Source organism: Kitasatospora sp. NPDC004272, assembly GCF_053603035.1.
In genome coordinates this window covers 24,732-47,825 of the sequence record NZ_JBSGET010000026.1, presented here as the reverse complement: position 1 = coordinate 47,825, position 23,094 = coordinate 24,732, and the positions used below count along the sequence as shown (strand labels likewise).

The 23,094-nt window shown below is 74.3% G+C and carries 20 protein-coding genes and 1 tRNA gene; 4 read left to right on the top strand and 17 right to left on the bottom strand.

Annotated elements, in window-relative coordinates:
• Window positions 1-314: 314 nt before the first annotated feature.
• Window positions 315-926: an isopentenyl-diphosphate Delta-isomerase gene (gene idi, locus ACWEO5_RS11370; protein ID WP_344550639.1), complete on the top strand. Its 612-nt coding sequence runs from the start codon at window positions 315-317 to the stop codon at window positions 924-926.
• Between the two features lie 83 nt (window positions 927-1,009).
• Here the strand turns inward: idi and ACWEO5_RS11365 are convergent, their stop codons facing one another.
• A complete protein-coding gene (locus ACWEO5_RS11365) occupies window positions 1,010-1,552 on the bottom strand; it encodes an ATP-binding protein (protein ID WP_452162183.1) in 543 nt (180 codons plus the stop codon).
• 453 nt (window positions 1,553-2,005) lie between these two features.
• On the opposite strand from ACWEO5_RS11365, the gene ACWEO5_RS11360 reads away from it, so the two are divergent.
• Window positions 2,006-2,093: transfer RNA gene (locus tag ACWEO5_RS11360), tRNA-Leu, on the top strand.
• A 56-nt stretch (window positions 2,094-2,149) separates the two neighbouring features.
• Here the strand turns inward: ACWEO5_RS11360 and ACWEO5_RS11355 are convergent.
• Window positions 2,150-2,599 (bottom strand): MerR family transcriptional regulator, encoded by a 450-nt coding sequence (locus ACWEO5_RS11355; protein WP_452162182.1) that lies wholly within the window; start codon window positions 2,597-2,599, stop codon window positions 2,150-2,152.
• A 91-nt stretch (window positions 2,600-2,690) separates the two neighbouring features.
• Between ACWEO5_RS11355 and ACWEO5_RS11350 the strand changes: the two genes are divergently transcribed.
• Window positions 2,691-4,175: an MFS transporter gene (locus ACWEO5_RS11350; protein WP_452162181.1), complete on the top strand. Its 1,485-nt coding sequence runs from the start codon at window positions 2,691-2,693 to the stop codon at window positions 4,173-4,175.
• Here ACWEO5_RS11350 and ACWEO5_RS11345 read toward each other — a convergent pair.
• Window positions 4,145-4,555: a Fur family transcriptional regulator gene (locus tag ACWEO5_RS11345; RefSeq protein ID WP_344550645.1), complete on the bottom strand. Its 411-nt coding sequence runs from the start codon at window positions 4,553-4,555 to the stop codon at window positions 4,145-4,147. The genes ACWEO5_RS11350 and ACWEO5_RS11345 overlap by 31 nt on opposite strands.
• Window positions 4,556-4,744: 189 nt before the next feature.
• Between ACWEO5_RS11345 and katG the strand changes: the two genes are divergently transcribed.
• Window positions 4,745-6,967 (top strand): catalase/peroxidase HPI, encoded by a 2,223-nt coding sequence (gene katG / locus ACWEO5_RS11340; RefSeq protein WP_452162180.1) that lies wholly within the window; start codon window positions 4,745-4,747, stop codon window positions 6,965-6,967.
• An 82-nt stretch (window positions 6,968-7,049) separates the two neighbouring features.
• Here katG and ddaH read toward each other — a convergent pair whose 3' ends face one another.
• From ddaH to ACWEO5_RS11270, 14 genes are all read right to left on the bottom strand, one after another.
• Window positions 7,050-7,859: a dimethylargininase gene (gene ddaH / locus ACWEO5_RS11335; protein ID WP_452162179.1), complete on the bottom strand. Its 810-nt coding sequence runs from the start codon at window positions 7,857-7,859 to the stop codon at window positions 7,050-7,052.
• 78 nt (window positions 7,860-7,937) lie between these two features.
• Entirely contained in the window at window positions 7,938-9,293 is a 1,356-nt protein-coding gene (locus ACWEO5_RS11330; RefSeq protein ID WP_452162178.1) for an FAD-binding oxidoreductase, read from the bottom strand.
• The gene (locus ACWEO5_RS11325) at window positions 9,290-9,772 is read right to left on the bottom strand and encodes a hypothetical protein (protein WP_452162177.1); all 483 of its coding nucleotides are present in this window, start codon (window positions 9,770-9,772) and stop codon (window positions 9,290-9,292) included. Before ACWEO5_RS11325 ends, ACWEO5_RS11330 begins: the two co-directional genes overlap by 4 nt.
• Window positions 9,769-10,122 carry a cupin domain-containing protein gene (locus ACWEO5_RS11320; protein ID WP_344550650.1) on the bottom strand — a complete coding sequence of 118 codons (354 nt, stop codon included), beginning with the start codon at window positions 10,120-10,122 and terminating at the stop codon, window positions 9,769-9,771. The genes ACWEO5_RS11325 and ACWEO5_RS11320 overlap by 4 nt, the downstream gene beginning before the upstream one ends.
• A 31-nt stretch (window positions 10,123-10,153) precedes the next feature.
• Complete coding sequence (locus tag ACWEO5_RS11315; protein WP_452162176.1) at window positions 10,154-10,828, bottom strand: response regulator; 675 nt, start codon at window positions 10,826-10,828, stop codon at window positions 10,154-10,156.
• A gap of 122 nt (window positions 10,829-10,950) precedes the next feature.
• Window positions 10,951-12,678 carry a tryptophan 2-C-methyltransferase gene (tsrT, locus tag ACWEO5_RS11310; protein ID WP_452162175.1) on the bottom strand — a complete coding sequence of 576 codons (1,728 nt, stop codon included), beginning with the start codon at window positions 12,676-12,678 and terminating at the stop codon, window positions 10,951-10,953.
• A gap of 36 nt (window positions 12,679-12,714) precedes the next feature.
• Window positions 12,715-13,884 (bottom strand): acyl-CoA dehydrogenase family protein, encoded by a 1,170-nt coding sequence (locus ACWEO5_RS11305; protein ID WP_452162174.1) that lies wholly within the window; start codon window positions 13,882-13,884, stop codon window positions 12,715-12,717.
• A 38-nt stretch (window positions 13,885-13,922) separates the two neighbouring features.
• On the bottom strand, window positions 13,923-15,128 hold the full coding sequence (locus tag ACWEO5_RS11300) for an acyl-CoA dehydrogenase family protein (RefSeq protein ID WP_452162173.1): 1,206 nt from the start codon (window positions 15,126-15,128) through the stop codon (window positions 13,923-13,925).
• Window positions 15,125-16,441, bottom strand: coding sequence for an ATP-grasp domain-containing protein (locus ACWEO5_RS11295; protein ID WP_452162172.1), 1,317 nt, complete (start codon window positions 16,439-16,441; stop codon window positions 15,125-15,127). The genes ACWEO5_RS11300 and ACWEO5_RS11295 overlap by 4 nt, the downstream gene beginning before the upstream one ends.
• On the bottom strand, window positions 16,438-17,721 hold the full coding sequence (locus ACWEO5_RS11290) for an ATP-grasp domain-containing protein (RefSeq protein WP_452162171.1): 1,284 nt from the start codon (window positions 17,719-17,721) through the stop codon (window positions 16,438-16,440). Before ACWEO5_RS11290 ends, ACWEO5_RS11295 begins: the two co-directional genes overlap by 4 nt.
• A complete protein-coding gene (locus ACWEO5_RS11285; RefSeq protein ID WP_452162170.1) occupies window positions 17,718-18,992 on the bottom strand; it encodes an MFS transporter in 1,275 nt (424 codons plus the stop codon). The genes ACWEO5_RS11290 and ACWEO5_RS11285 overlap by 4 nt, the downstream gene beginning before the upstream one ends.
• The gene (locus tag ACWEO5_RS11280; protein ID WP_452162169.1) at window positions 18,989-20,080 is read right to left on the bottom strand and encodes an NAD(P)/FAD-dependent oxidoreductase; all 1,092 of its coding nucleotides are present in this window, start codon (window positions 20,078-20,080) and stop codon (window positions 18,989-18,991) included. The genes ACWEO5_RS11285 and ACWEO5_RS11280 overlap by 4 nt, the downstream gene beginning before the upstream one ends.
• The gene (locus ACWEO5_RS11275; protein ID WP_452162168.1) at window positions 20,077-21,624 is read right to left on the bottom strand and encodes a class I tRNA ligase family protein; all 1,548 of its coding nucleotides are present in this window, start codon (window positions 21,622-21,624) and stop codon (window positions 20,077-20,079) included. The genes ACWEO5_RS11280 and ACWEO5_RS11275 overlap by 4 nt, the downstream gene beginning before the upstream one ends.
• A complete protein-coding gene (locus tag ACWEO5_RS11270) occupies window positions 21,624-22,958 on the bottom strand; it encodes a SidA/IucD/PvdA family monooxygenase (RefSeq protein WP_452162167.1) in 1,335 nt (444 codons plus the stop codon). Before ACWEO5_RS11270 ends, ACWEO5_RS11275 begins: the two co-directional genes overlap by 1 nt.
• Between the last annotated feature and the right edge of the window lie 136 nt (window positions 22,959-23,094).

The following is a 23,094-nucleotide window of genomic DNA, read 5'->3' as shown; positions in this document are numbered from 1 at the left end:
ATGGTAGGCGACCCCGTCGACCAGCCAGAACGCACCCCCGCACGGTTCGCCGATCGTTCCGGAGCGTTCGGTGAACGTCCGGTGACCGGTGCCGACCGCGGGTCGAACACTTCTGCCGGTGGTGTCGCCGTCCTCCCCCGGGGAGTGCGTCGCGGCCCCGCCGGGGCCCGCCCATGCGGCAGACTTGGGCCCCGACGCCGTCGGCGGACCGGCCGGTCCGGGCCGACGCGCGCAGCCGACCCCAAGGAACGGGGCGGGCGGCCCGGGGACCACAGCCGGGCGGCGGCCCCGGTCCACGTGCCGAAAGGGGCATTGTGCCCATGAGCCCTGCTGTCAGCCCGACCGAGGCCCTCTCGCCGGAGACCGTCACCCCCTCCGGGGCCGCACCGGGCGAGATCCTGCTGGAACTGGTCGACGACGACGGCCTGACCATCGGGACCGGCGAGAAGCTCTGGGCCCACCAGCAGCCGGGCCGGCTGCACCGGGCGTTCTCGGTCTTCCTGTTCGACCGCCAGGGCCGGATGCTGCTGCAGCGCCGGGCCCTCGGCAAGTACCACTCCCCCGGCGTCTGGTCGAACACCTGCTGCGGGCACCCCTACCCCGGCGAGCAGCCGTTCCTGGCCGCCGCCCGCCGCACCTCCGAGGAGCTCGGCGCCGCCCCGGCCCTGCTCTGCGAGGCTGGCAACGTCCGCTACGACCTGCCGGACGAGGCGTCCGGGCTGATCGAGCGGGAGTGGAACCACCTCTTCGTCGGGCTGATCACCGCCGACCTGGAGCCGGACCCGGACGAGATCGAGGACACCCGCTTCGTGACCGCGGCCGAGCTGCGCGAACTGCGGGCCGCGAAGCCGTTCTCGGTGTGGTTCGAGACCGTGTTCGAGGCGGCGCTGCCGGGCATCCGGGAGATCGCCGGGCACGACTGGTAGCACCCGCGGGTCCGCGGGGCCGGGGCCGCCGGTCCGGGCCCCGCGGGCCGGGACCGCCGCGGCGGGGTGGGGCCCGGCCCGGCTCAGTAGTCGGGGTCGTCGTCGGGGTCGGCCTCCGCGTCCGGCCCGGCGGCCCCGGGGCCGGGCAGCGGCAGGCTGGCCCAGATCACCTTGCCGCCGTCCTCGGTGCGCTCCACGTCGCACTCGCCGCCCGCCTGCAGGGTGACGCTCTTGACCAGCAGCAGCCCGCGCCCGCCCGGGCGGGCCGGGTCGTTCTCCTGCGCCTTGGGGCGGTACGGGTGGCCGTCCAGCACCGAGACCCGCACCCGGTCGGGGTCGATGACGAGTTCGCAGACCACCTCGGGCGAGAGCACCGCCGCGTGCGTGACGGCGTTGGACACCAGCTCGGAGACGATCAGCAGCAGGTCGTCCACCAGTTCCTGGTAGCGCTCCCCCGCCATCCCCTGGGCCAGCAGCCGGTCCCGCACGGCGTGTCTGGTGCGCGGCACCGACGCCTCGTGGGAGAGCGCCGAGAAGCGCCACACCCCGGGTTCCGGCCCCGGCCCGGGCTCGCGGCCGGGCCACCAGGTCGCGGTGACCGGGACCGCCTTTTCCGTCTGTTCCACTGCACGCCGCCCTTCACGCGGTGACGGGAGGCTCCCGCGCCGGGGTCCGGCCGGCGACGGCTGTCGGGAATCGGGCGTTCCGCTCAAGGCTCCCTGGTCCACAGAGGCTAGGAGAGCACCACCCGGCGACCCGCACCGGGACTGGAACTACGCGTGTCGTGAAGGTTCCCGACCGATTCGGTGCGTGTTGTGCGCCGTCCTGGCCGGTCGCGGCGCACCCCGGACCGACTGTTGCCGCCAGAACGCCCGTCCGAAATCGCCTCCGGGCCCGCCACCAGCGCAATCGTCCTCCACTCCCCCACCCCGCCGCCCGGCTTGTCCGGGTCTGCCCGCATCCTCGGCGGGCGGCCGCCCGCGCCCCCGAAAACGCAGGTGAGAAGCACTCCCCGGGCCTGGTAATGTTCTCTCTGTCGCCAGGGGGCGACCGAAAGGAAGCCCCGAGGTGAACACCCGGTCCGGGTGGCGGAATGGCAGACGCGCTAGCTTGAGGTGCTAGTGCCCTTTATCGGGCGTGGGGGTTCAAGTCCCCCCTCGGACACCACTGAAGGCCCCAGAGATTCTCTGGGGCCTTCTGCTTTTCCCGCTCCGCTCCTCCGTTCAGGGCAGGTCGGGGCGGGGGCCGGGCCGCGGGTCCCAGAGGCCCTCGGCGCTGCCCTCGGCCAGGCGGGAGCGGTAGGTGGTGACCTTGTGGTCGATGCGCGCGAGGTGGTCCTGGAGTTCGGCGAGGCGCGCGGCGGTCTCGGCGCGGTGGGCTTCGAGGAGGGCGAGGCGCGCGGCCTCGTTGCCGTTGCCGGCGGCGACGAGTTCGGCGTAGCGGCGCAGGGTGCGGATCGGCATGCCGGTGGCGCGCAGCCGGGTGCAGATGTCGATCCACTTGAGGTCGCGGTGGTGGTAGCGGCGGCGGCCGCCGGGGGTGCGGTCGATCTCGGTGACGACCAGGCCGGCCCGCTCGTAGTAGCGCAGGGTGTGGACGCTGACGCCCGTCCGCTCGGCGGCCTCGGCGATGGTCAGTCCTTCGACGGGAATCTCCGGCTTGATTTCGAGCACGCTCGAAATCGTAGCGTCGGTGCCGCCGACCGGGCGGGTCGGAGCCGGCGAGGGGCCGGCTCCCGCCGCGGCGGCGGACGGAGGCGGGACGGTGTCCGAACTGGACGGACGGCGGAGGCGGTTGGTGCTCGCGGTGTGCTGCCTGAGCATGGCGCTGGTGGTGCTGGACGTCTCGGTGGTGAACGTGGCGCTGCCCGCGGTCCACCGGGACTGGGGGGCGTCGGTGGCGGCGCTGCAGTGGACGGTGGACGCGTACACGCTGGTGCTGGCGGCGTTCCTGCTGCCCGCGGGGGCGGCGGCGGACCGGTGGGGGCGGCGGCGGGTGTTCGTGCTGGGGCTGCTGGTCTTCGGGCTGGGGTCGGCGCTGTGCGCGCTGGCGCCGGGGACCGGGGCGCTGGTGGCCGCGCGGGCGGTGCAGGCGGTGGGCGGGACGATGCTGAACCCGGTGGCGATGGGGATCGTGGCGACGACGTTCCCGGAGCCGGCCGAACGGGCCCGGGCGATCGGGGTGTTCGGGTCGGTGTCGGGACTGTCGCTGGCGCTGGGCCCGGTGCTGGGCGGGGCGCTGGTGGACGGCTGGGGCTGGCGGGCGGTGTTCTGGGTGAACCTGCCGGTGGTGGCGGCGGGGGTGGCGGGCGCGCTGCGCTGGGTGCCGGAGTCCCGGGCGGAGCGGGCCCGGCGGTTCGACCCGGTGGGGCAGCTGCTGGTGGTGCTGGTGCTGGGCGGGACGGTGTTCGCGCTGATCTCGGCGGGGCGCTCGGGCTGGTCGGCGCCGTCGGTGTGGGGGCCGCTGGCGCTGGCGGCGGCGGCCGTCCCGGTGCTCGGGCGGTACGAGGCGCGGCGGGCGGACCCGCTGCTGGAGGTGCGGCTGCTGCGCGGGCCGGTGCTGGCGGCGCTGGTGCTGGCGTTCGCGGCGCTGGGCGCGTTCGCGGCGTTCCTGTTCGCGGCGACGCTGTACCTGCAGGGGGTGCGCGGGATGTCCGCGCTGGACGCGGGGCTGTGCCTGGTGCCGGCGGGGGTGCTGATCCTGCTGCTGTCGCCGCGGACCGGGCGGGTGGTGGGCCGGTACGGGCCGCGCGGGCCGCTGCTGGTGTCGGGGACGGCGCTGGCGCTGGCGGGCGCGCTGCTGCCGGCGGTGGGCCCGGGGACGCCGGTGCCCGCGCTGCTGGCGGTGTTCGCGCTGGTCGGGGTGTTCCAGGGCACGGTGAACCCGCCGATCACCAACACCGCGGTGTCGGGGCTGCCGGGGTCGATGGCCTCGACGGCCGCCGCGCTGGCCTCGACGGCCCGGCAGACGGGTTCGGCGGTGGGCGTGGCGGTGGCGGGCGTCCTGCTGGCGCCCGGGGTGGCGGCGGGCGGCGCGCGGTTCACGGCGGCGGCGCACGGGGTGTGGTGGCTGCTGCTGGCGGCGGGGGTGCTGATCGCGGTGCTGGGCGCGGCGGGGCCGGGGGCCCGGCGCGGGGCGGCCGCGGCACCGGCCGCGGCACCGGCTCCGGATCCGGTGGCTCCCGTCGTGGTGGACGGCGCGGGGGCCGGGGCGGGGCGTCAGGCGCAGTCGGGGCAGAGTCCGCGGTAGGTGACCTCGGCGGTGGCGACGCTGAAGCCGAAGCGCTCGGCGGCGGGGAGGGCGGCGAGCGGGTCGCCGGTGGGGTGGACGTCCCGGATGGTGCCGCAGGCGGAGCAGACCAGGTGCTGGTGCGGCTGGTGGGCGTTGGGGTCGTAGCGCTTGGCCCGGCCGTCGGTGGCGACCTCCAGGACCTCACCGAGGGTGACCAGCTCGCCGAGGGTGTTGTAGACGGTGGCCCGGGAGATCTCCGGGAGGCGCTCGGCCGCGCGGGCGTGCACCTCGTCCGCGGTCAGGTGGACGTGGTCGCCGTCGAGCACCTCGGCGACCACCCGCCGCTGGGAGGTCAGTCGCCAGCCGCGGGACCGCAGTCGTTCCAGCAGATCACTCATCTCGTTCACCCAATCAGCTCAACATTCGCCCGAACTGTACAGCGGACGTCGTCGGACGCCCGATTCGAGCGGGACCACCACCCGTTTGACCCTCTTCTTGACTTAGACTCGGTCTATCTTAGGATCGGCTCCGAAGAAGAGCCAGACGCCCGTCGCAGAGCGCTATCCGCCCGACCCGGAGGGACTCCCATGCCCGAGAACGACGACGCCATCGTCACCGACCCCAAGACCGAGGGCGCGGGCGGCTGCCCGGTCGCGCACGGCCGGGCCGCGCACCCCACTCAGGGCGGCGGCAACCGGCAGTGGTGGCCCAACCGGCTGAACCTGAAGATCCTGGCGAAGAACCCGGCGGTGGCGAACCCGCTGGGCGCGGACTTCGACTACCCGGCGGCCTTCGCCTCGCTCGACCTGGCCGCCGTCAAGCGCGACATCGAGACCGTGCTCACCACCTCGCAGGACTGGTGGCCGGCCGACTTCGGCCACTACGGCCCGCTGATCGTCCGGATGGCCTGGCACAGCGCCGGCACCTACCGGATCTCCGACGGCCGCGGCGGCGCGGGCGCCGGGCAGCAGCGCTTCGCCCCGCTCAACTCCTGGCCGGACAACGCCAACCTGGACAAGGCCCGCCGCCTGCTGTGGCCGGTGAAGCAGAAGTACGGCCAGGCGCTGTCCTGGGCCGACCTGCTGATCCTGTCCGGCAACGTGGCGCTGGAGTCGATGGGCTTCGAGACCTTCGGCTTCGGCGGCGGCCGGGCGGACGTCTGGGAGGCCGACGAGGACGTGTACTGGGGCCCGGAGACCACCTGGCTGGGCGACGAGCGCTACACCGGCGACCGCCAGCTGGAGGAGCCGCTGGGCGCCGTCCAGATGGGCCTGATCTACGTCAACCCGGAGGGCCCCAACGGCAACCCGGACCCGGTCGCGGCGGCCCGCGACATCCGCGAGACCTTCCGCCGGATGGCGATGAACGACGAGGAGACCGTCGCGCTGATCGCCGGCGGCCACACCTTCGGCAAGACCCACGGCGCCGGCCCGGCCGACAACGTCGCCGCCGACCCCGAGGGCGCGGCGCTGGAGGAGCAGGGCCTCGGCTGGAAGAGCGCGTACGGCTCCGGCAAGGGCGCCGACGCGATCACCTCCGGCCTGGAGGTGACCTGGACCAACACCCCCACCACCTGGGACAACTCGTTCTTCGAGATCCTGTTCGGCTACGAGTGGGAGCTCACCAAGTCCCCCGCCGGGGCGCACCAGTGGAAGCCGAAGGACGGCGCCGGCGCGGACACCGTGCCGGACGCCTTCGACCCGGCGAAGAAGCACGCCCCGCAGATGCTCACCACCGACCTGTCGCTGCGCTTCGACCCGGTGTACGAGCAGATCTCCCGCCGCTTCCTGAACGACCCGGCGGCCTTCGCGGACGCCTTCGCCCGCGCCTGGTTCAAGCTGACCCACCGCGACATGGGCCCGGTCGTCCGCTACCTCGGCCCCGAGGTGCCGTCCGAGGAGCTGCTCTGGCAGGACCCGCTGCCGACCGCCCAGGGCGAGCCGGTCGACGCGGCGGACGTGGCGGAGCTGAAGGCGAAGCTGCTGGACTCCGGTCTGACCACCGCCCAGCTGGTGTCCACCGCGTGGGCCTCGGCGGCGTCCTTCCGCGGCAGTGACAAGCGCGGCGGCGCGAACGGCGCCCGGATCCGGCTGGAGCCGCAGCGCGGCTGGGAGGCCAACGACCCGGAGCAGCTGGCGCAGGTGCTGCGGGTGCTGGAGGGCGTGCAGCAGGAGTTCAACGCGCGGGGCGGCAAGCAGGTCTCGCTGGCCGACCTGATCGTGCTCGGCGGCACCGCGGCGGTCGAGCGGGCCGCGAAGGAGGGCGGCGTCGAGGTCGAGGTGGGCTTCCGCCCGGGCCGGGTGGACGCCACCCAGGAGAAGACCGACGTCGAGTCCTTCTCGGCGCTGGAGCCGCAGGCCGACGGGTTCCGCAACTACCAGGGCAAGGGCACCCGGCTCCCGGCCGAGTACCTGCTGGTGGACAAGGCCAACCTGCTGAACCTGTCCGCCCCCGAGCTGACCGTGCTGGTCGGCGGCCTGCGGGTGCTGGGCGCGAACACCGGCGGCTCGCAGCACGGCGTGCTGACCGAGCGCCCCGGCACGCTGTCCAACGACTTCTTCACCAACCTGCTGGACCTGGGCACCACCTGGGCGCCGGTCGCCTCCGACAACACGGTCTACGAGGGCCGGGACGCCTCCGGTGCGGTCAAGTGGACCGGCACCCGGGCCGACCTGGTGTTCGGCTCCAACTCGGAGCTGCGGGCGCTGGCCGAGGTGTACGCCTCGGCCGACGCCAAGGAGAAGTTCGTCAAGGACTTCGCCGCCGCCTGGACCAAGGTGATGGAGCTGGACCGCTTCGACCTGGTGTGAGCGTGAGCTGACGGAGGGCCCGGGCCGCTGCTGCGGTCCGGGCCCTCCGGCGTCGCGGGCCCTCCGGCGTCGCGGGCGGGGATCAGTGCCGCAGTTCCAGGGTGCAGCACTTGACGGCGCCGCCGGCCCGGAGCAGCTCGGTCAGGTCGACGCCGATCGGGGTGAAGCCGCGTTCGCGCAGCCGCTCGGCGAGGCGGACGGCGGCCTCCGGGAGGACCACGCGGGCGCCGTCGGAGACCGCGTTCAGGCCGAACACCCGGGCGTCGTCGGCGTCGGCCAGCACCGCGTCCGGGTAGAGGCGCTCCAGGGTCGCGCGGGACGCGGCGTCGAAGGCCGGCGGGTGGTACATGATCTCGGTGTCGCTGAGCACGGCGAGCGCGGTGTCCAGGTGGTAGTAGCGCGGGTCGACCAGCCGCAGCGGGACCACCTCGCGGCCGAGGAACTCCGCCGCCTCGGCGTGCGCGGCCGCCTCGGTGCGGAAGCCGGTGCCGGCCAGGATCCGCTCGCCGGCCACCAGCAGGTCGCCCTCGCCCTCGTTGACGTGCTCGGCGTCCTTGACCTCCCAGCCGCGCCGGCGGAACCAGTCGGCGTACGCGGGGCCCTCGGCGGCCCGCTCGGGGTGCCGGAAGCGGGCCCCGAGCACCCGGCCGTCCAGCGTGGTGGCGCCGTTGGCGGCGAACACCATGTCCGGCAGGCCGGGCAGCGGCTCGATCAACTCGACGGTGTGGCCCAGGCGTTGGAACAGCGCGTGCAGCTGGTCCCACTGGGCGAGGGCGGTGCCGGTGTCGGTGGGCTTCGCCGGGTCCATCCACGGGTTGATGGAGTAGTCGACGGTGAAGTGCGCGGGCCGGCACATCAGGTAGTGGCGCGGGGTGGCGGTTCGCGGCGACACGGTGGTGTCTCCTTCCGGGCACGGAGGATCGACCGACGGTCGGTCGGTCGTGTTTCCTCGCGGGGGGATCGGGGTCGTTCAGCTGCCGACGGACTGCGGGAAGGCGAACAGTCCGTCCGGGTCGTGGCGGCGCTTGGTGGCGACCAGCCGCGGGTAGTTCGCACCGTAGTAGGCGTCGCGCCAGTCCCGCAGGTCCGGGTCGGTGAAGTTCAGGTAGGCGCCGCCGGTCGCGTGCGGGGCGATCAGGCGGTCGAGGCCGGCGAGGTGGTCGAGGTGCGGGGCCGGGTCCTCGCCGGGCAGCCAGGAGGTGTCCAGGCTGACCAGGTACCGGGCGTCGCGGTGCACGAACGCGGTGGCCGCCGGGTCGACCCGGTTGATCGCGCCGCCCCAGCCGAACAGCGCCAGGCCGCAGCCGTCGGTGTTGCCGCTGGGGGGCGCGGCCGCGAGGTGCGCCAGGGCGGCGTCCAGGGCCCCGGGCGGCAGCGGGCGGGTGGCGAAGTGGGTGCGGACGGCGAACGCCCCGCCGCTGGTCTCGTGCTTCAGGTGGTCCATCGCGTCCCAGAACGCCCGGTCGGCGATCTCCGCGCGCAGCGGCGGGGCGGCCGCGAACGCCGGGGCGAGCAGTTCGCGCAGCTCGGCGGCGCTGCCCAGGTGCAGGCCGACGGTGGAGACCAGGGTGCGGCCGCCGGAGCGGGCGACGCCCAGGCGGAGCGAGGTCTCCTCGGGCGCGGTGAGCATCAACTGCTGGACGGCGGCCAGGACTCCGGGGGCGTGGACGGCCTCCCAGAGCAGCACGCAGGTGGCCGCGGCGGGGGCCTCGACGGCCTGGAAGGTCAGGTCCAGGTTGATCCCGAAGTTGCCGCCGCCACCGCCCCGGCAGGCCCAGTACAGGTCCGCGTTCCGCTCGGCGTCGCACTCCAGGACCTCCCCGGCCGCGGTGGCCAGGGTGGTGGCGCGCAGCGTGTCCGCCGTCAGCCCGAACCGGCGGGAGGTCGCGGCCGAGCCGCCGCCGAGCGCCAGGCCGGCGATCCCGACGCCCGCGCCGTTGCCCAGCGGCAGTGCCAGCCCGTGCGGGCGCAGCGCCGCGTACAGCGCGCCGGTCAGGACGCCGCCGCCGACCGTGACCCGCCCGGTGCCGGGGTCGACGGTGATCGCGTCCAGCGCCCGCAGGTCCACCACCAGACCGGAGTTGACGGAGTGCCCGGCGTACGAGTGCCCTCCGCCGCGCGGCACGATCGGCACCCCGTGGTCGCGCGCCCAGTCGACGGCCCGCAGCACGTCGGCCGCGTCGGCGGCGCGCAGCACGGCGGCGGGCGCGCGGTGCGCCCAGCGCTCGTTGAACGCGGCGGAGGAGGCGCGGAAGCCGTCGTTCCCGGGGCGCAGCAGGGGGCCGGTGGTGTGCTTGTCGAGCAGCGCCCAGTCGACGGGGGTCACGGGGCGACCTCTTCGATGGTGGAGGTGCCGGTGCCGGGCCGGGGGCCGTAGCGCTCCCAGGTCTCGTGGAGGCGGATCCGGCCGTCGGGGGTGAGGGCGGGGGTGTTGCGGGTGCGGCCGCAGACGACCTGGCCGTCGGTGAGGACGAAGGTGTAGCCCATCGCGAGGGTGCCGTCGGGCTGGCGGGTACCGGCCGTCCAGCCGCGCCGGATGCTGCCGCCGGCGACCTCGCCCCAGACCAGGTCGCCCTGCTGGTGGTAGACGGCGACGGTGCGGTGGTCGCCGTCGGGGGCGTGGAAGCGGCGGCCCTCGTAGTCGAGGCGGTGGAGGTCGGCGGGGTGGCGGGGGGCCTCGGGGTGACGGGGGGCCTCGGGGTGACGGGGGGCCTCGGGGTGACGGGGGGCCTCGGGGTGGCGGGGGGCCTCGGGGTGGCGGGGTTCGGCGGGTTCGCGGGGTTCGGCGGGGCGGCGGGGGTTCACGCCTGCCACCAGATGGCGTAGTAGGCGAAGTCGGTGTCGTGCGGGTTGGCGACGGCGTGGTCGGAGTCGGCCGGGAGCAGGACGAGGTCCCCGGCCGCGACGGGGTGGCGGTGGCCGTCCGGGGTGCGGACCTCGCCGCGGCCGCTGATGCAGATGAAGAGTTCGCGTTCGGTGTGCTGGTGGGTGTCGGTGAGGTCGCCGGGGCGCAGGACGCACCAGGCGCCGTGGAAGGGGGCGGTCAGGCCGTCCCAGGGGTGCAGGAGCTTGAGGTCGAGGCCGTGGGCGCGTTCGAGCCCTTCGGGTTCCTGGCGGCGGATCACCAGGCCGGGCGGCAGGCCGGTTTCGGGCATGGCGGGGCTCCGTTCTGGGGGGTGCGGCGGGTCAGCGGGCGGCGGCGTGGCCGAGGCCGGCGTCGCGGGCGAGGACGAGGGCCTGGGCGCGGTCGGCCACGCCGAGCTTGCCGAGGATGTTGGAGATCCGGTTGCTGACGGTCTTGGAGGCGAGGGCGAGTTCCCGCGCGATGACGGTGTTGGAGCGGCCGGCGGCGAGGTGTTCGAGGACCTGGCGCTCGCGGTCGCTGAGCTGCGGGAACGGGTAGCTGCGCGGGCGCTGGCCGGTGCCGATCAGGGTGCCGAGCCGGGCCGCGATGGTGCGGTCGAGGATGGCCTCGCCGGCGCCGACGGCGTGGATGCCGCGGACGATCTGGTCGGCGGTGGCGCGCTTGACCAGGTAGCCGCGGGCTCCGGCGTGGAAGGCGGCGGCGACGGCCTTGTCGTCGTCGTACGGGCTGAACACCAGGACGCCGGTCCCGGGGGCGAGGCGCAGGACCTGGCTGATCATCCGCATGCCGGTGCCGTCGTCCATCTGCGGGTCGAGGACCAGGACGTCGGGGCGGTGCCGGGAGGCGGCGGCGAGCACTTCGCCGGTGGTGCCGGCCTCGTCGACCACGGCCGCGCCGCCGCCCGCCTCGACCATCGAGCGGACGCCCTGGCGGACGGCGGGCTGGGCGTCGGCGAGCAGCACGGTCAGTGGCGTGGTGGTCCCGTGCTGGTTCATCGTCCCCTCGCGGCGTGTGGTGGTGCGGCGGTGGTGCGGTGCGGTGCGGAGTCGATCACCGGTAGTGATGATTCCGTTACCTCATCATGATCCGATCAATCCGGCGCCTCAAGTGCGCAATGTCATGCAGGAGTTGGCAGATGTGAGGATTGGGCGGACGTCTCCCGGGCCTTGCGCATGATCTCCTCGCGGCCGCGCCAGTGCGACCAGAACGCGCCGGTGTAGCCGAGGCCGCCCAGGCTGGTGAGGAACGGGTTGTCGGCGTAGTTGTTGTCGTGCTCGCTCATGCCCTCGACGGTCGGCAGCATGACCCGGTGGTGGTCGGCCGGGTCGATCAGCGCCCACAGGTCGGTGACGGCGCCGTGCCAGCGCTCGGCCGGGTCGGCGGCGCGGGCCGGGTCGGGCAGCAGGTCGGGCGAGAAGTAGCAGACCAGCCGGAAGTTGCCGTGCTCGTCGAACATGAACTGCCGCTCGTACTCGGCCGGGGAGGAGCACATCCGCAGCGGCTTGAGCACGATCGGGCCGTCGGCGGTGTTGGACTGCAGGCCGGGGACGGTGCGCACGCCCGCGCAGCGCTCGGCGAGGTCGATGCCCATCGGGGTGTACGGGAACAGCCGCAGGCCGAGCGAGAAGCCGGTGACGGTGGCGTCCAGCGCCATGAAGGCGTCCACGCAGGCGCGGACCGTCTCGGGGGTCTCCCCCGGCATGCCGAACAGCGCCTCGACCATGGTGAGGATGCCGCGTTCGTGGCAGAGCCGGACCAGCCGCTCGGTGTCGGCGAAGGTGTAGTAGGTGCCGCCCTTCTCGGTGACCTTCCAGCCGCTGAGCACCTCGGGGCGGATGTGGTCGCTGCCGACGTTGACGCCCCGGCAGCCGGCCTCGGCCAGCAGGTCGGCGAACTCCTCGTCGAACGGGCTGGGTTGGCAGTAGACCCAGAGCCGCAGGTCGTTCAGCGGGTTGGCCGGGTCGGCGTGCCGGCGGCGGACGATCTCCCGCAGCAGGTTCTTGGCGTGCGCGATCGAGAGGTTGAACTCGCTGTCGGTGGTGTGCTGGTCCAGGATGCCCTGGGCCGCCAGCGACTCCATCTCGTCGACCACCGAGGCGAGTTCGCGCTGCCCGTAGCGGGTGCCCTTGGCGTCGGGCTCGACGCAGTGCGAGCAGCGGTAGGCGCAGCCGTTCTTGGTCAGGATGGAGCCGAGGCCGCCGCGCCGGTAGTACTCCAGGTTGTCGACCCGGTGCGGCAGACCGGAGCGCCGCCGGTACACCGAGAGCCGGTCGACCTGCCACACCCGGGGCTCGAACTGGCCTGTGGCCTCGGCGAGTTGGGTCTGACCGTGGCGGACGGTGAGCACCGCGGGCGGCACCCGGACGGCGCCCCGGTCGGTGTTGCGGATCAGGCCGGGGATGCCCGCGGTGTCGCGGCCCTCGGCGATCGCGGCGGCCAGTTCGCAGAGGATCTTCTCACCGGGGCCCTTCACGCCGTAGTCGATGCCGAAGTACTCGACCAGCGCGAACGGCATGGTGGAGAAGCCGATCCCGCCACCGACCACGGGCGCGTCGGTGAGCCGCCGGATCTCGGTGATGATCTCCCGGTGCTCACCGACGAACGGGCGCTGCTCGAAGGCGTACACGGTGTCGGTGTTGCGGACGGTCACCCCGACCAGCATCGGGGAGCGTTCGGCGAAGTACTCGTGCAGGCACGCCTTCCAGTCCTCGCGGCGGAAGGTCAGGTCGAGCACCTCCACCTCGAATCCGTCGTCCTCCAGCGCGGTGGTGAGCACGTCGAGGGCGTACGGGGCGATCGGCGGATGCACCTTGTTCGGGTTGACCAGCAGGACGAGTCTGCTCATCGGGGTTCTCTCCCTCGGGGTTCGGGGTTCGCGGGGTCAGACCAGGCCGAGGCTGATGCCGAACTCGGGCTCGGAGCCCAGCAGGTAGGCCCCGGCGGACTGCAGGATGCGGTCCTGGGCGACCAGGTGCTGGGCGAGGACGGTGGTGTCGCGCAGCCAGCGGTCCATCGGCGAGGAGCGGTTGATCGACCAGGTCTGCAGCAGGTCGTAGGTGCGGGCGACGATCGTCCGGGAGCTGCGGAAGGCGTGCAGCCAGGACAGCGGGGAGGCGACCCGCTCGGTGGGGGTGAGGTCGTCCAGGGTGCCGCCGGCCGCCAGCACCGCCCACTGGCGGCGCATCGCGCCGTACACGCCCTCCCGGACGGCGTTGAACTCGCCTTCCAAGCGGGCGAGTTCGGTCTGCACCCGCCAGCTGTCGGCCCAGCTGCGGCCGGCCATCCGGTCGTAGCGGGTGGTGGCGACCTCGCGGGCGTGGTCGAGCGCGGCCCGGGCCACGCCGAGCGGGACGCCGCACATCGCCCGGGTGAAGGAGTCCGGCTGGGCGAGCGGGCCGGGGCGGCCCTGCGGGGTGGCGAAGGTGTAGGTGTGCTCCTCGGGGACGAACACGCCGTCCATGGTGTAGTCGCAACTGCCGCTGCCGCACAGGCCGGTGGTGTCCCAGTTGTCGATCACCTCGACCTGTGCGCGGGGCACCAGGAACTGCCGGGAGTCGTGCCGGTGCTTGCTGCCGGGGGCGGCCCAGGGCCGGCCGCCCTCGTAGATGAACGCGCCGGAGGTGACCCAGTCGGCGTGCTTGACGCCGGAGCCGAACGACCAGCGGCCGCTGAGCCGGAAGCCGCCGGGGACCCGTTCGGCCCGGCCGGCGGGCTGGAGCAGGCCGGCCACCACCAGGTCGAGGCGCGGAAAGACCTCCTTGGCCACCGTCTGGTCCAGGAAGTTGGCGTAGATGCCGGTGTTGGCGCCGATCACGGCGCACCAGGCGGCCGAGGCGTCGCCGTACGCGAGGGCCTCCACCACCTCGGTCTGCTCCATCGAGGTCAGGCCGGGCCCGCCCCACTCGGGGCCGTAGCACATGCCGAACACGCCGGTGCCGCGCAGCAGTTCGACCACCTCGGCGGGCAGCGTGCGGTTGGCCTCGATCTCCGGGGCCCGCTCCCGCAGGACCGGCGCCAACTCCCTTGCCCGGAGCAGGATTTCCGATGTCATGCTGGTCACTTCTCCTTCTACGTCGGGGGTCGGGCGGGTCAGCGGTCCAGGCCGAGGCTGATCCGGAACAGCGGGGGGCTGCCGAGCAGGTAGGCGCCGACCGACTCCAGCACGGCGTCCTGGGCGGTCAGGTTCTGGCACATCACCGCGGTGTCGCGCAGCCAGCGGTCCATCGGCGAGGAGCGGTTGATCGACCAGGTCTGCAGCAGGTCGTAGAGCCGGGTGACGACGGCGCGGGAGGCCCGGAAGGCGTGCAGCCAGGCGAGCGGGGAGGCGGCGCGCTCGGTGGGGGTGAGGTCGTCCAGGGTGCCGCCGGCCGCCAGCACCGCCCACTGGCGGCGTGCCGCGCCGTACGCGCCCTCCCGGGCGGCGTTGAACTCGGCCTCGCAGCTGGCGAGTTCGGTCTGCACTCGCCAGCTGTCGGCCCAGCTGCGGCCGGCCATCCGGTCGTAGCGGGTGGTGGCGACCTCGCGGGCGTGGTCGAGCGCGGCCCGGGCCACGCCGAGCGGGACGCCGCACAGGGCGCGCATGAAGGAGTCCGGCTGGGCGAGCGGGCCGGGGGCGCCGCGGACCTCCCAGAAGGTGAAGGTGTGCTCCTCGGGGACGAACACGTCGGTCATCGTGTAGTCGCAACTGCCGGTCCCGCACAGGCCGGTGGTGTCCCAGTCCTCGACCACCTCGACGGCGGAGCGCGGCACCAGGAACTGCCGGGAGTCGTGCGCGTGCGGGCTGCCGGGCTCGGCCCAGGGCTCGCCGTCCTGGAACAGGAACGCGCCGGAGGTGACCCAGTCGCTGTGCCTGATCCCGGAGCCGAACGACCAGCGGCCGCTGAGCCGGAAGCCGCCGGGGACCCGTTCGGCCCGGCCGGCCGGGGCGAGCACACCCGCGGTGATCAGGTCCAGGCTCGGGTACACGTCCTTCACCACGGACTGGTGGAGGAAGTTGGCGAGCAGCCCGCTGTTGGCGCCGATCACGGCGCACCAGGCGGCCGAGGCGTCGCCGTGCGCCAGCGCCTCGACGACCTCCAGCTGTTCGACCGAGGTGAGTTCGGGGCCGCCCCACTCGCGGGCGAAGCACATCCGGAACACGCCGGTGCCGCGCAGCAGTTCGACCACCTCGGCGGGCAGCGTGCGGTTGGCCTCGATCTCCGGGGCCTTCTCCCGCAGCACGGGGGCGATCTCCTTGGCCCGGCGCAGCACCTCGGCGGCGTCCTGGGGCGGCCCGGCCCAGCGCGCGGCGCTCACCGGTCCACGTCCAGCAGCCCGGCGGGCATCGCGAACGGGGCCTCGGGGTCGGCGGGCCCGACCTCCGAGGTGACGGTGCGCACCAGCGCGGCGGCGGCGGCCAGCCGCTGCTCGCAGGCGGCGACGCCGTCGGCCTCGCAGACCACGAAGGAGTGCCGGGCCAGGTAGCCGCCGGGGGGCAGCCGCAGCACGGTGCCGGGCGGGGCCATCGGGGCGGCGTGCAGCAGGCCGGGCGCGTCGCCGGGCGCGGGGAGGGTCAACTCCTCCAGCCGGCAGTCCTGTTCGGGGCAGCCGAAGCGGATCCCGGCGACCGCGGCGCGGGTCGGGGCGATCTCCGGGCGGCGGCCGGTGGCGACGTCGAACAGCACCTCGCCGGGTTCGATCCCGGTGGCGATCCGGCCGAGCAGCGGGATCAGGTCGCCGCCGAGCCGCCCGTTGACCTCGACGATCAGCGGGCCGCGCGGGGTGAGCCGCAGCTCGGTGTGGGTGATGCCGTCCTCGACGCCGAGCGCCCGGTGCGCGTCGGCCAGGTGGGCCAGCAGGGCCGGATCGGCGAGCAGCGGGTCGGCGGCGTCGACGACGTGGCCGACCTCCTCGAAGTACGGCTCGTCGCTGCTGTACTTGCGGGCCAGGAACAGCGGCAGGTACTCGCCCTTGTGGACGGCGCCGTCCACGCTGATCTCCGGGCCGCCCGCGTACTCCTCGACGATCACGCTGGCCCGGTAGGGGCCGGGGTCGACCTCGCTGGCGGACAGCGCGGTGCGGAACGCCTCGTCGAGCTCCCGCTCGTCGGCGGCGAAGACCACGCCGATGCTGGCGCCCATGGCGCGCGGCTTGAGCACCACGGGGTAGCCGATCCGGGCGGCGGCGGCGCGGGCCTCGGCGAGGTCGGTGGTGAGCGCGAAGCCGGGCTGGCGCAGGCCGGCGGCGGTGAGCACGGTGCGGGTGCGCTCCTTGTCGCGGACGCCGCGCACGCCGCGTTCGGACAGGCCGGGGACGCCGAGTTCGGCGGCCAGCAGGCCGGCGTCCAGCACCAGCGGCTCGTCCCAGCAGAGCAGGCCGACGATGTTCCGGCGGGCGGCGATCTCCCGGACGGTGGCGTTCATGGTGGCGGTGTCGAAGACGTCGGCGACCACGATCTCGTCGAAGTACTCGCGCTGCCAGGTCGGCCGCAGGTTGTTGACCAGCAGCAGCTCCAGGCCGGCGGCGCGGGCCCGGCGGCTCATCGGGCCGACCAGGTACTCGCGGTACTCCTTGAGTCCGCTGCCGATCACCAGCAGGGTGCCGGGCGTCGTTTCCCGTTGTTCGGTCATGATTCCTCCGCTGCTCGGGGGGCGATGTCGAACCGGACCAGCGCGGCGGCCGCGTCGGCGAGCCGGCGGGCCTCGGCGGGGGTGTCGGCGAGGGTGGTGACGATGCCGACCCGGTCCCAGGAGCTGCGCAGGCCGGCGGCGCGGTGGCCGGGGGCGATGCCGATCGCGGCGAGCCGGACGCCTTCGGCGGCGCGGGCGGCGTCCAGGCCGTGCACGGCGGTGACGGTGCCGGGCCGGTCGGGGGCCAGGAAGGCGGCGGCGGTGGCGCGTTCGGCCTTGGCGGGCAGCGGGCCGGGGTCCTCGCCGCGCATCAGCGCGTAGTAGGCGCGGGTGAGGTCGACCGGGTAGGCGGCCTCGATCAGGTCGGTGATGGAGTCGCCGGGCAGCCGTCCGGCGCACTCGACCAGGACCGGGACGCCGTCGGCGAGGATCCACTCGCAGTGCAGCACGCCGGTGCCGAAACCGACCGCGGCGGCCAGCCTTTCGGTCTCGGTGGCCAGCAACTCGTGCGTCTCCGGAGGCAGTTCGGCCGGGACGGTGTGCCCGGACTCGATCGGGTGCGGGCCGGGGTAGAGCAGTTTGCCGGTGGTGTTGGCGAACACCGGGCGGCCGTCGGCGACCAGCATCTCGACGCTGAACTCCGGGCCGGAGACGTACTGTTCGGCCAGCATGACGGGGGTGATCGGCCGGTCCGGGACGAACGCGCCCTCATCCTGGGCCTGTCCGAACGCCCAGGCGGCCTCGGCCTCGTCGGGGCCGCCGACCACCAGGGTGCCGACGGACGCCTGCCGGTTGGCGGGCTTGAGCACCGCCGGGCCGGGGTGCCGGGTCAGGAAGCCGGTCAGCGCGGCGGCGTCGGCGACCGGCTCGGAGGCCGGGTTGGCGATCCCGGCGGCGGCCGCGACCACCCGCAACTGGTGCTTGTCGCGCAGCAGTTGGGCGGCGCCCAGGCCCGCGCCGGGCAGCCCGTAGCGTTCGGCGAGCCGGGCCGCGAACGGCACCGCGTACTCGACGGCGGGGATCACCGCGACCGGGTCGAGCCCGGGGTGGGCGGCGAAGAAGGCGTCGGCGCGGCCGGGCAGGTGGTACTCCCACTCGATCAACCCGCGGGCGTAGCCGATGGCTTCGACCGCCCCGGCGAGGTTCCGCTTGCGGGCGACGTCCGGTTCCTCGACGTACACCACCGAGTCGGCGTCCTGGAAGGCCGCGACGGTCGCGACCGCGAAGGCCACGTAGCCGACGATCAGCACCGGCCGCGGGCCGGTCGACGGGCCGCTCATACCGTCTCTCCCACCGGGTCCTGGTCGGCGGCGGCCGCGGCGGCGGTCCGCCGCTGCGCCCGCTGCCTGGTGCCGTACACCGCGAGCACCCCGGCCAGGCCGTTGACCACGGCCATCAGCACCCAGAACCCGGCGTGCAGGTGCGTCCAGGCCCACACGCCGAACAGCGGTCCGACCGCCGAGGCCAGGCCGGCCGCGGCCTGCATGGTGGCCAGGTAGCGGGCCTTCGAGCCGTCCGGGAAGGTGGCCGGGTGGGCGAACATGCTGGGCCCGGCGATCATCAGCCCGCTGACCGCGAGCACCGCGCCGAACAGCACGAACGCCCCGGAGTGCGCGGCCAGCCCGTAGGCGGCGAGGCCGATCGAGTTGACCAGGTGGCCGACGCCGACCGCCAGGTGGGTGGGGATCCGGGTGATGTACGCGGTGATCTTCAGCTCGCAGGTGATCAGCACCAGCGAGGAGGCGGTGAGCACCGCGCTGTACAGCCAGGTCGGGTAGTCGTCGTGGACGATCTCCAGCGGCAGCGAGATCGAGGACTGCACGTAGGCGACCGTCCCGAGCACCACCGCGGCCAGGTAGGCGAGGTACGCCCGGTCGCGGAGCATCCCGGCGTACGCGGCCCGGCCGTCCGAGCGGCGTTCGGCCTTCGTCCGCGGCGCCCGCTCGGGCACCGCGTGCCGGGGCAGCAGCCGGTGGGCGAGCAGCGCGTACACCAGGGTGGTGGCGCCGTCGATCCAGAACAGCAGGTCCCAGTCGAGCAGGATCACCCCGGCGGCGATCAGCGGGGCGAGCGCGGCGCCGGTGTTCAGCGCGATCCGCATCATCGAGAACGCCATCACGTGGTAGCGCTCCGGCATCAGGTCGCTGAGCAGCACCGAGGCCGCGGGCCGGTACGCCTGCGCGGCCAGGCCGGCCAGCGCGATCGCCACCAGCAGCGCCGGGACCAGCCCCGGCCGGGCCAGCAGCGGCAGCACGGCGACCAGCGGCGCGGAGCCGAGCATCGCCGCGACGATGGTGGCGCGCGCCCCGAACCGGTGGGTGGCCTCCCCGCCGAGCAGGGTGCCGAACACGGTGCCCAGGCTGTAGGCGCCGAGCGCGAGGCCCGCGGTGCCGTCCGACAGGTCCCGGTGCGTCAGGTAGAGCACCAGGAAGGTCTGGACGAACGCGCCGAGCTGGTTGACCAGGACGCCGCCGAGCAGGTACCGGACGGTGGTCGGGGTGGCCCTGAGCGTGTCGAGGACGCCGATCGGGGGCCCGTCGTCGTCGGTCATGCCGCCTCCTTCACTGCTTCGGCGATGCGCTCCGCGACCAGCGGAGCGGTGGAGAACCCGCTGCCGCCGCAGGCGGTGCGGGTCCACAGGCCCGGGGAGACCCGGGTGAGCAGCGGGCCGCCGGTGGCGGTGTCCGCGGTGTAGTGGCAGACCCGGACGCCCGCCACCCGGTAGCGCTCCAGGTCGGGCAGGACGCCCTCGGCGGCCAGCCGGTCCAGGTGGGGCCGCTGGTCCTCGCCGGTGCTGTCGGTGTCCGCGACGGGGCGGCACACCGTGTCGGAGCTGAGCTTGAGCAGCGTCCCGGCGCCGGGCGGCAGCACCCAGCCGCGGCCCGCCCGGCCCAGGCCGCCCGCGGCGGGCGCGTCGTCCCAGCGGTCCTCGCCGTCGGGGCGGCGCAGGTAGAGCATGGTCTGCCGGTACAGGGTGACCGGGCCGAGGGCGAGCCGCCGGGTCCACGGGCCGCCGGCCAGCAGGGCGAGGTCGCCGCGGAGCACCTCGCCGGTGTCCAGCACGATCCGGCCGGAGCCGGTGAACACCGAGCGGACGGTGCTGTGCGGGCGCAGCACCACGCCCGGCCGGGCGGTCAGCCAGCGGGTGGCGGCGTGCAGCACCCGGTCGGCGAGCAGCACGCCGCCGGTGCGTTCGCGCACCCCGACGGTGCCGGGCGGCAGTCCCAGCGGCGGGAGCGCGTCCGGCCTCGGCAGGTCCACCGGGACGCCCGCCCCGTCGGCCTCGGCGAGCAGCTCGTCGAGGCGTTCGGCGGGGTGGGCGGTGAGGGTGCCGACCCGGCGGTACAGCGGGGTGCCGAGCAGCGCCTCCAGGTCCTGCCAGTGGCGGTGCGCGGCGAGCCGACGGGCGGTGCCGTCGGGGTCGCCGGGCAGCAGGGTGCGGATGGCGCGGTGCTGGTCGTGCGAGGTGGCGTCGGGGTTGGGCAGCGGGCCGCGCTCCAGGACGGTGACCCGGTGCCCGGCCCGGGCGCAGGCGACGGCGGCGAGCAGGCCGGTGACGCCCGCGCCGACCACCACCACGTGCGCGGCGGCGCTGCCCGTCGCGGGGGCGGCCGGTGCGAGGCCGGTGGCACTGCTCACCGCCCGCCGCCGCGGGCGCGGGTCGCCAGCCGGGGCAGCGGGCGGGGGGTGACGGTGGTGGCGGTGTGCTCGGCGGGGATCGCGGTGTCGGGCAGGGCCTCGGCGGCGAGGTCGACCAGCAGCGGGGCGGCGCAGCGCAGGAACAGGTCGAGCTCGTGCCAGAAGTCGCCGGCGTCGGCGTCGGTGACCTCCCAGCGGTCGAGCCGGCCGAGCTGTTCGGTGAGGGTGGCGGCCGCGGCGCTGAGGCTGAAGCGGCGCGGGCGCAGGGCGGCGGCGAAGCGTTCGGCGATCAGCGCGGCGGCGTGCCGGGAGCGGGCGCCGACCGGCAGCGGGCCGCGGCCGAGGTGGGCCTCGGCCTTGGCGGCGACCCGGTTCCAGGGTTCGACCAGGCGCTGGCCGCAGACCCGGTCCATGGCGGCGCGGGTGAAGTTGGTGCGCTGGAAGTCGGGGCCGGTGGCGGCCAGGTAGTAGCGGGCGAGGTCGCGCGGGACCTCGGCGGTGAGCTGGCGTCCGGTGACGACGTGGCCGCGGCTGGTGGAGAACTTGTCGCTGTCGAGCTCGTAGAACTCGTTGGTGACGAAGTGGGCGGGCAGGGCGAGTCCGCCGAGGGCGAGCAGCATGGCGGTGCCGGCCAGCGCGAAGGCGAAGCTGGCGTCGGAGCCGAAGAAGTAGGCGACTTCGGGGCCGTTCTCCAGCGCCCAGTGCCGTTCCTCGTCGCCGGGGACCTCGCCGCGGGCCTCGGCGGCCAGCGCGATGGCGTGCAGGCTCCAGGCGACGGTCTCGGTGTCGGAGTACAGCACCTGCCCGGGGGTCTCGGCGAACGGGGCGGGGATGCCCCAGTCGATGGGCAGCGTGATCGGGTAGTCGGGCAGCCGCCGGGCCATCAACTCCTCGACGAGCTGGGCGAGTCGGGGCCGCATGGTGGGGGCCAGCCGGGCGAAGTAGCTGGCCAGGGCGGTCCGGTGCTCCTCCAGCGGCAGCACCAGGACCTCCTTCTCCCGCAGTTCGACCGGGAGTTCGGGGTGCCGGGTGGAGCGCGGGTCGATCAGTTCGCCGGAGGCGATCCAGTGGCCGCAGCTCTCGCACAGCCCGGCGCAGCCCTCGGCCAGGCAGACCGGGCAGCCGCCGCGGACGTAGGCGTCGGTGAGGTACTCGCCGGTGCCGGGCAGGTACGGGAAGGCGACCTTGCGCAGCCTCAAGTGCCCTTCGCCGTAAAGCCGTTCGAAGAAGGTGCGGACGGTCTTCAGGTAGCGCTCGTCGAACCGGACGAAGCCGTCCGGGACGATCCCGGCCGCGGCCAGGGTGGCCTCGACCTGTTCGGCGGCGCGCTGCCGCAGCTCCTCGGGCTGTTCGCCGAGCCGGCGGGCGGTGGTGACGATGTAGTTCTGGGTGAAGTGGACGCCGGTGCCGAACAGGGTGTCCCGGCCGGTGGCGCGGGCGTAGCGGGCGCACACGTCGGCGGACAGGAACGGCCCGGCCAGGTGGCCCAGGTGCAGGTCCCCGTTGGCGGTGGGGCCGGGGGCGATCACCAGCAGCGCGGCCATCAGCGGCCACCCGCGGCGGCGGGGGCGGCGGCAGCGGCGGGGGCGGCGGCATCGGCGGCATCGGCGGCATCGGCCAGGCCGTGGCGGGCCAGCAGGTCGCCGGTGATGTCGCGGGCCCGGTGGGCGAGCACGCTGATCAGCGAGTCGGCGATGCCGTGGGTGGCCTCGTTGACGCCCTGCAGGTACAGCGCGGCGTCGGTGCCCGCGCCCAGGTCGACCCGGTAGTCACGGCTGACGGTGACCTCGGCCAGCCCGGCTTTCTCGGTCAACTGCCGCACCAGGGAAGGCATCCGACTGTCGTAGCCGGTGCCGAGCAGGACCAGGTCGCAGCGCTGCTCGGTGACCTTGCCGGTGCGCCGGTCGCGCAGGTCGAGGACCACCTCGCCGTCCTCCTCGCGGGCGGCGAGCACCTCGGTCATCGCCCGGACCTCGGCCCGGCCGGTGCCGATCATCTTCTCGCGGTAGAGCAGCATGTACAGCTCGTCGAGGAACGGCGGGGCGAGCGCGGCGTAGTTGGTGAACCGCATCTCGTCGAGGAGCTGGGCGCGGGTGTCGGCGGGGGCGTCGAAGAACTCGTCGACGAAGGACGGGTAGAACAGCTCGTTGACGAACTTGCTGGTCTGGTAGTTCTGCAGGCCGATCGAACGGACCAGCATGGTGACGGTGGAGTTCGGCAGGTTCTCGTACAGCGCCATGAACATCTCGGCGGCGCTCTGCGCGCCGCCGATCACCACGGTGCGCAGCGGGGCGTCCTTGTCGACGGCGCTGATCCGGCTGCGGAAGCGGGCGCTGTGGATGACCTTCTCGGCGGGCAGGTCGGCGAAGACCGCGGGGATGTGCATGTCGCGGCCGGCGCCGACGACCAGGTCGCGGCAGCGGATGGTGTCGCCGTCGGCGAGGGTGACCTGCCAGCCGACCAGCTTGCCGTCGGCGTCGTAGCGCGGCTCGGTGGCGGTGGCCTTCGCGTCGTAGCGGATCCGCACCTTCTCCAGCGAACGGGCCACCCACTGCAGGTAGTCGGAGAACTCCCAGCGGTGCGGGTGGAAGGTGCCCAGGTTGATGAACTGGTCCAGCCGGTCGTGCTGGTGCAGGAAGTTCAGGAACGAGAAGCGGCTGCGCGGGTCGCGCAGGGTCACCAGGTCCTTCAGGAAGGACACTTGGCTGCGGGCCCAGGGCATCAGCAGGTCGCGCTGCCACTTGATGTCCGGGGCCTGCTCCAACAGCAGGGTGCGCTCGGCCAGTTCGGCCGATCCGCTCTCCTCGATCGCGGCGGCGAGGGCCAGGTTCGCCGGTCCGGCGCCGATCGCCAGTACGCCCACCTCTAGGTCAGCCACACTCTCCCCCTCGGGAACTCGGTTTCTTCCAGGGCCGGTTGTCGCGACGAGGAATCTAGGAAGCCGACGTTCCCGGCCGGTAGGGCGTCCTTCCCGGCGGCGGGGGAATTTCCGGACGGGCGTGCGAAGGGCCCCG

What these genes read in the sequence shown, in the direction of transcription:
- ACWEO5_RS11295 (WP_452162172.1), bottom strand. Translation starts at nt 16,441, where the DNA reads ATGACCGAACAACGGGAAACGACGCCCGGCACCCTGCTGGTGATCGGC.
- katG (WP_452162180.1), top strand. Translation starts at nt 4,745, where the DNA reads ATGCCCGAGAACGACGACGCCATCGTCACCGACCCCAAGACCGAGGGC.
- tsrT (WP_452162175.1), bottom strand. Translation starts at nt 12,678, where the DNA reads ATGAGCAGACTCGTCCTGCTGGTCAACCCGAACAAGGTGCATCCGCCG.
- ACWEO5_RS11305 (WP_452162174.1), bottom strand. Translation starts at nt 13,884, where the DNA reads ATGACATCGGAAATCCTGCTCCGGGCAAGGGAGTTGGCGCCGGTCCTG.
- ACWEO5_RS11315 (WP_452162176.1), bottom strand. Translation starts at nt 10,828, where the DNA reads ATGAACCAGCACGGGACCACCACGCCACTGACCGTGCTGCTCGCCGAC.
- ACWEO5_RS11275 (WP_452162168.1), bottom strand. Translation starts at nt 21,624, where the DNA reads ATGGCCGCGCTGCTGGTGATCGCCCCCGGCCCCACCGCCAACGGGGAC.
- ACWEO5_RS11345 (WP_344550645.1), bottom strand. Translation starts at nt 4,555, where the DNA reads ATGAGTGATCTGCTGGAACGACTGCGGTCCCGCGGCTGGCGACTGACC.
- ACWEO5_RS11285 (WP_452162170.1), bottom strand. Translation starts at nt 18,992, where the DNA reads ATGACCGACGACGACGGGCCCCCGATCGGCGTCCTCGACACGCTCAGG.
- ACWEO5_RS11320 (WP_344550650.1), bottom strand. Translation starts at nt 10,122, where the DNA reads ATGCCCGAAACCGGCCTGCCGCCCGGCCTGGTGATCCGCCGCCAGGAA.
- ACWEO5_RS11290 (WP_452162171.1), bottom strand. Translation starts at nt 17,721, where the DNA reads ATGAGCGGCCCGTCGACCGGCCCGCGGCCGGTGCTGATCGTCGGCTAC.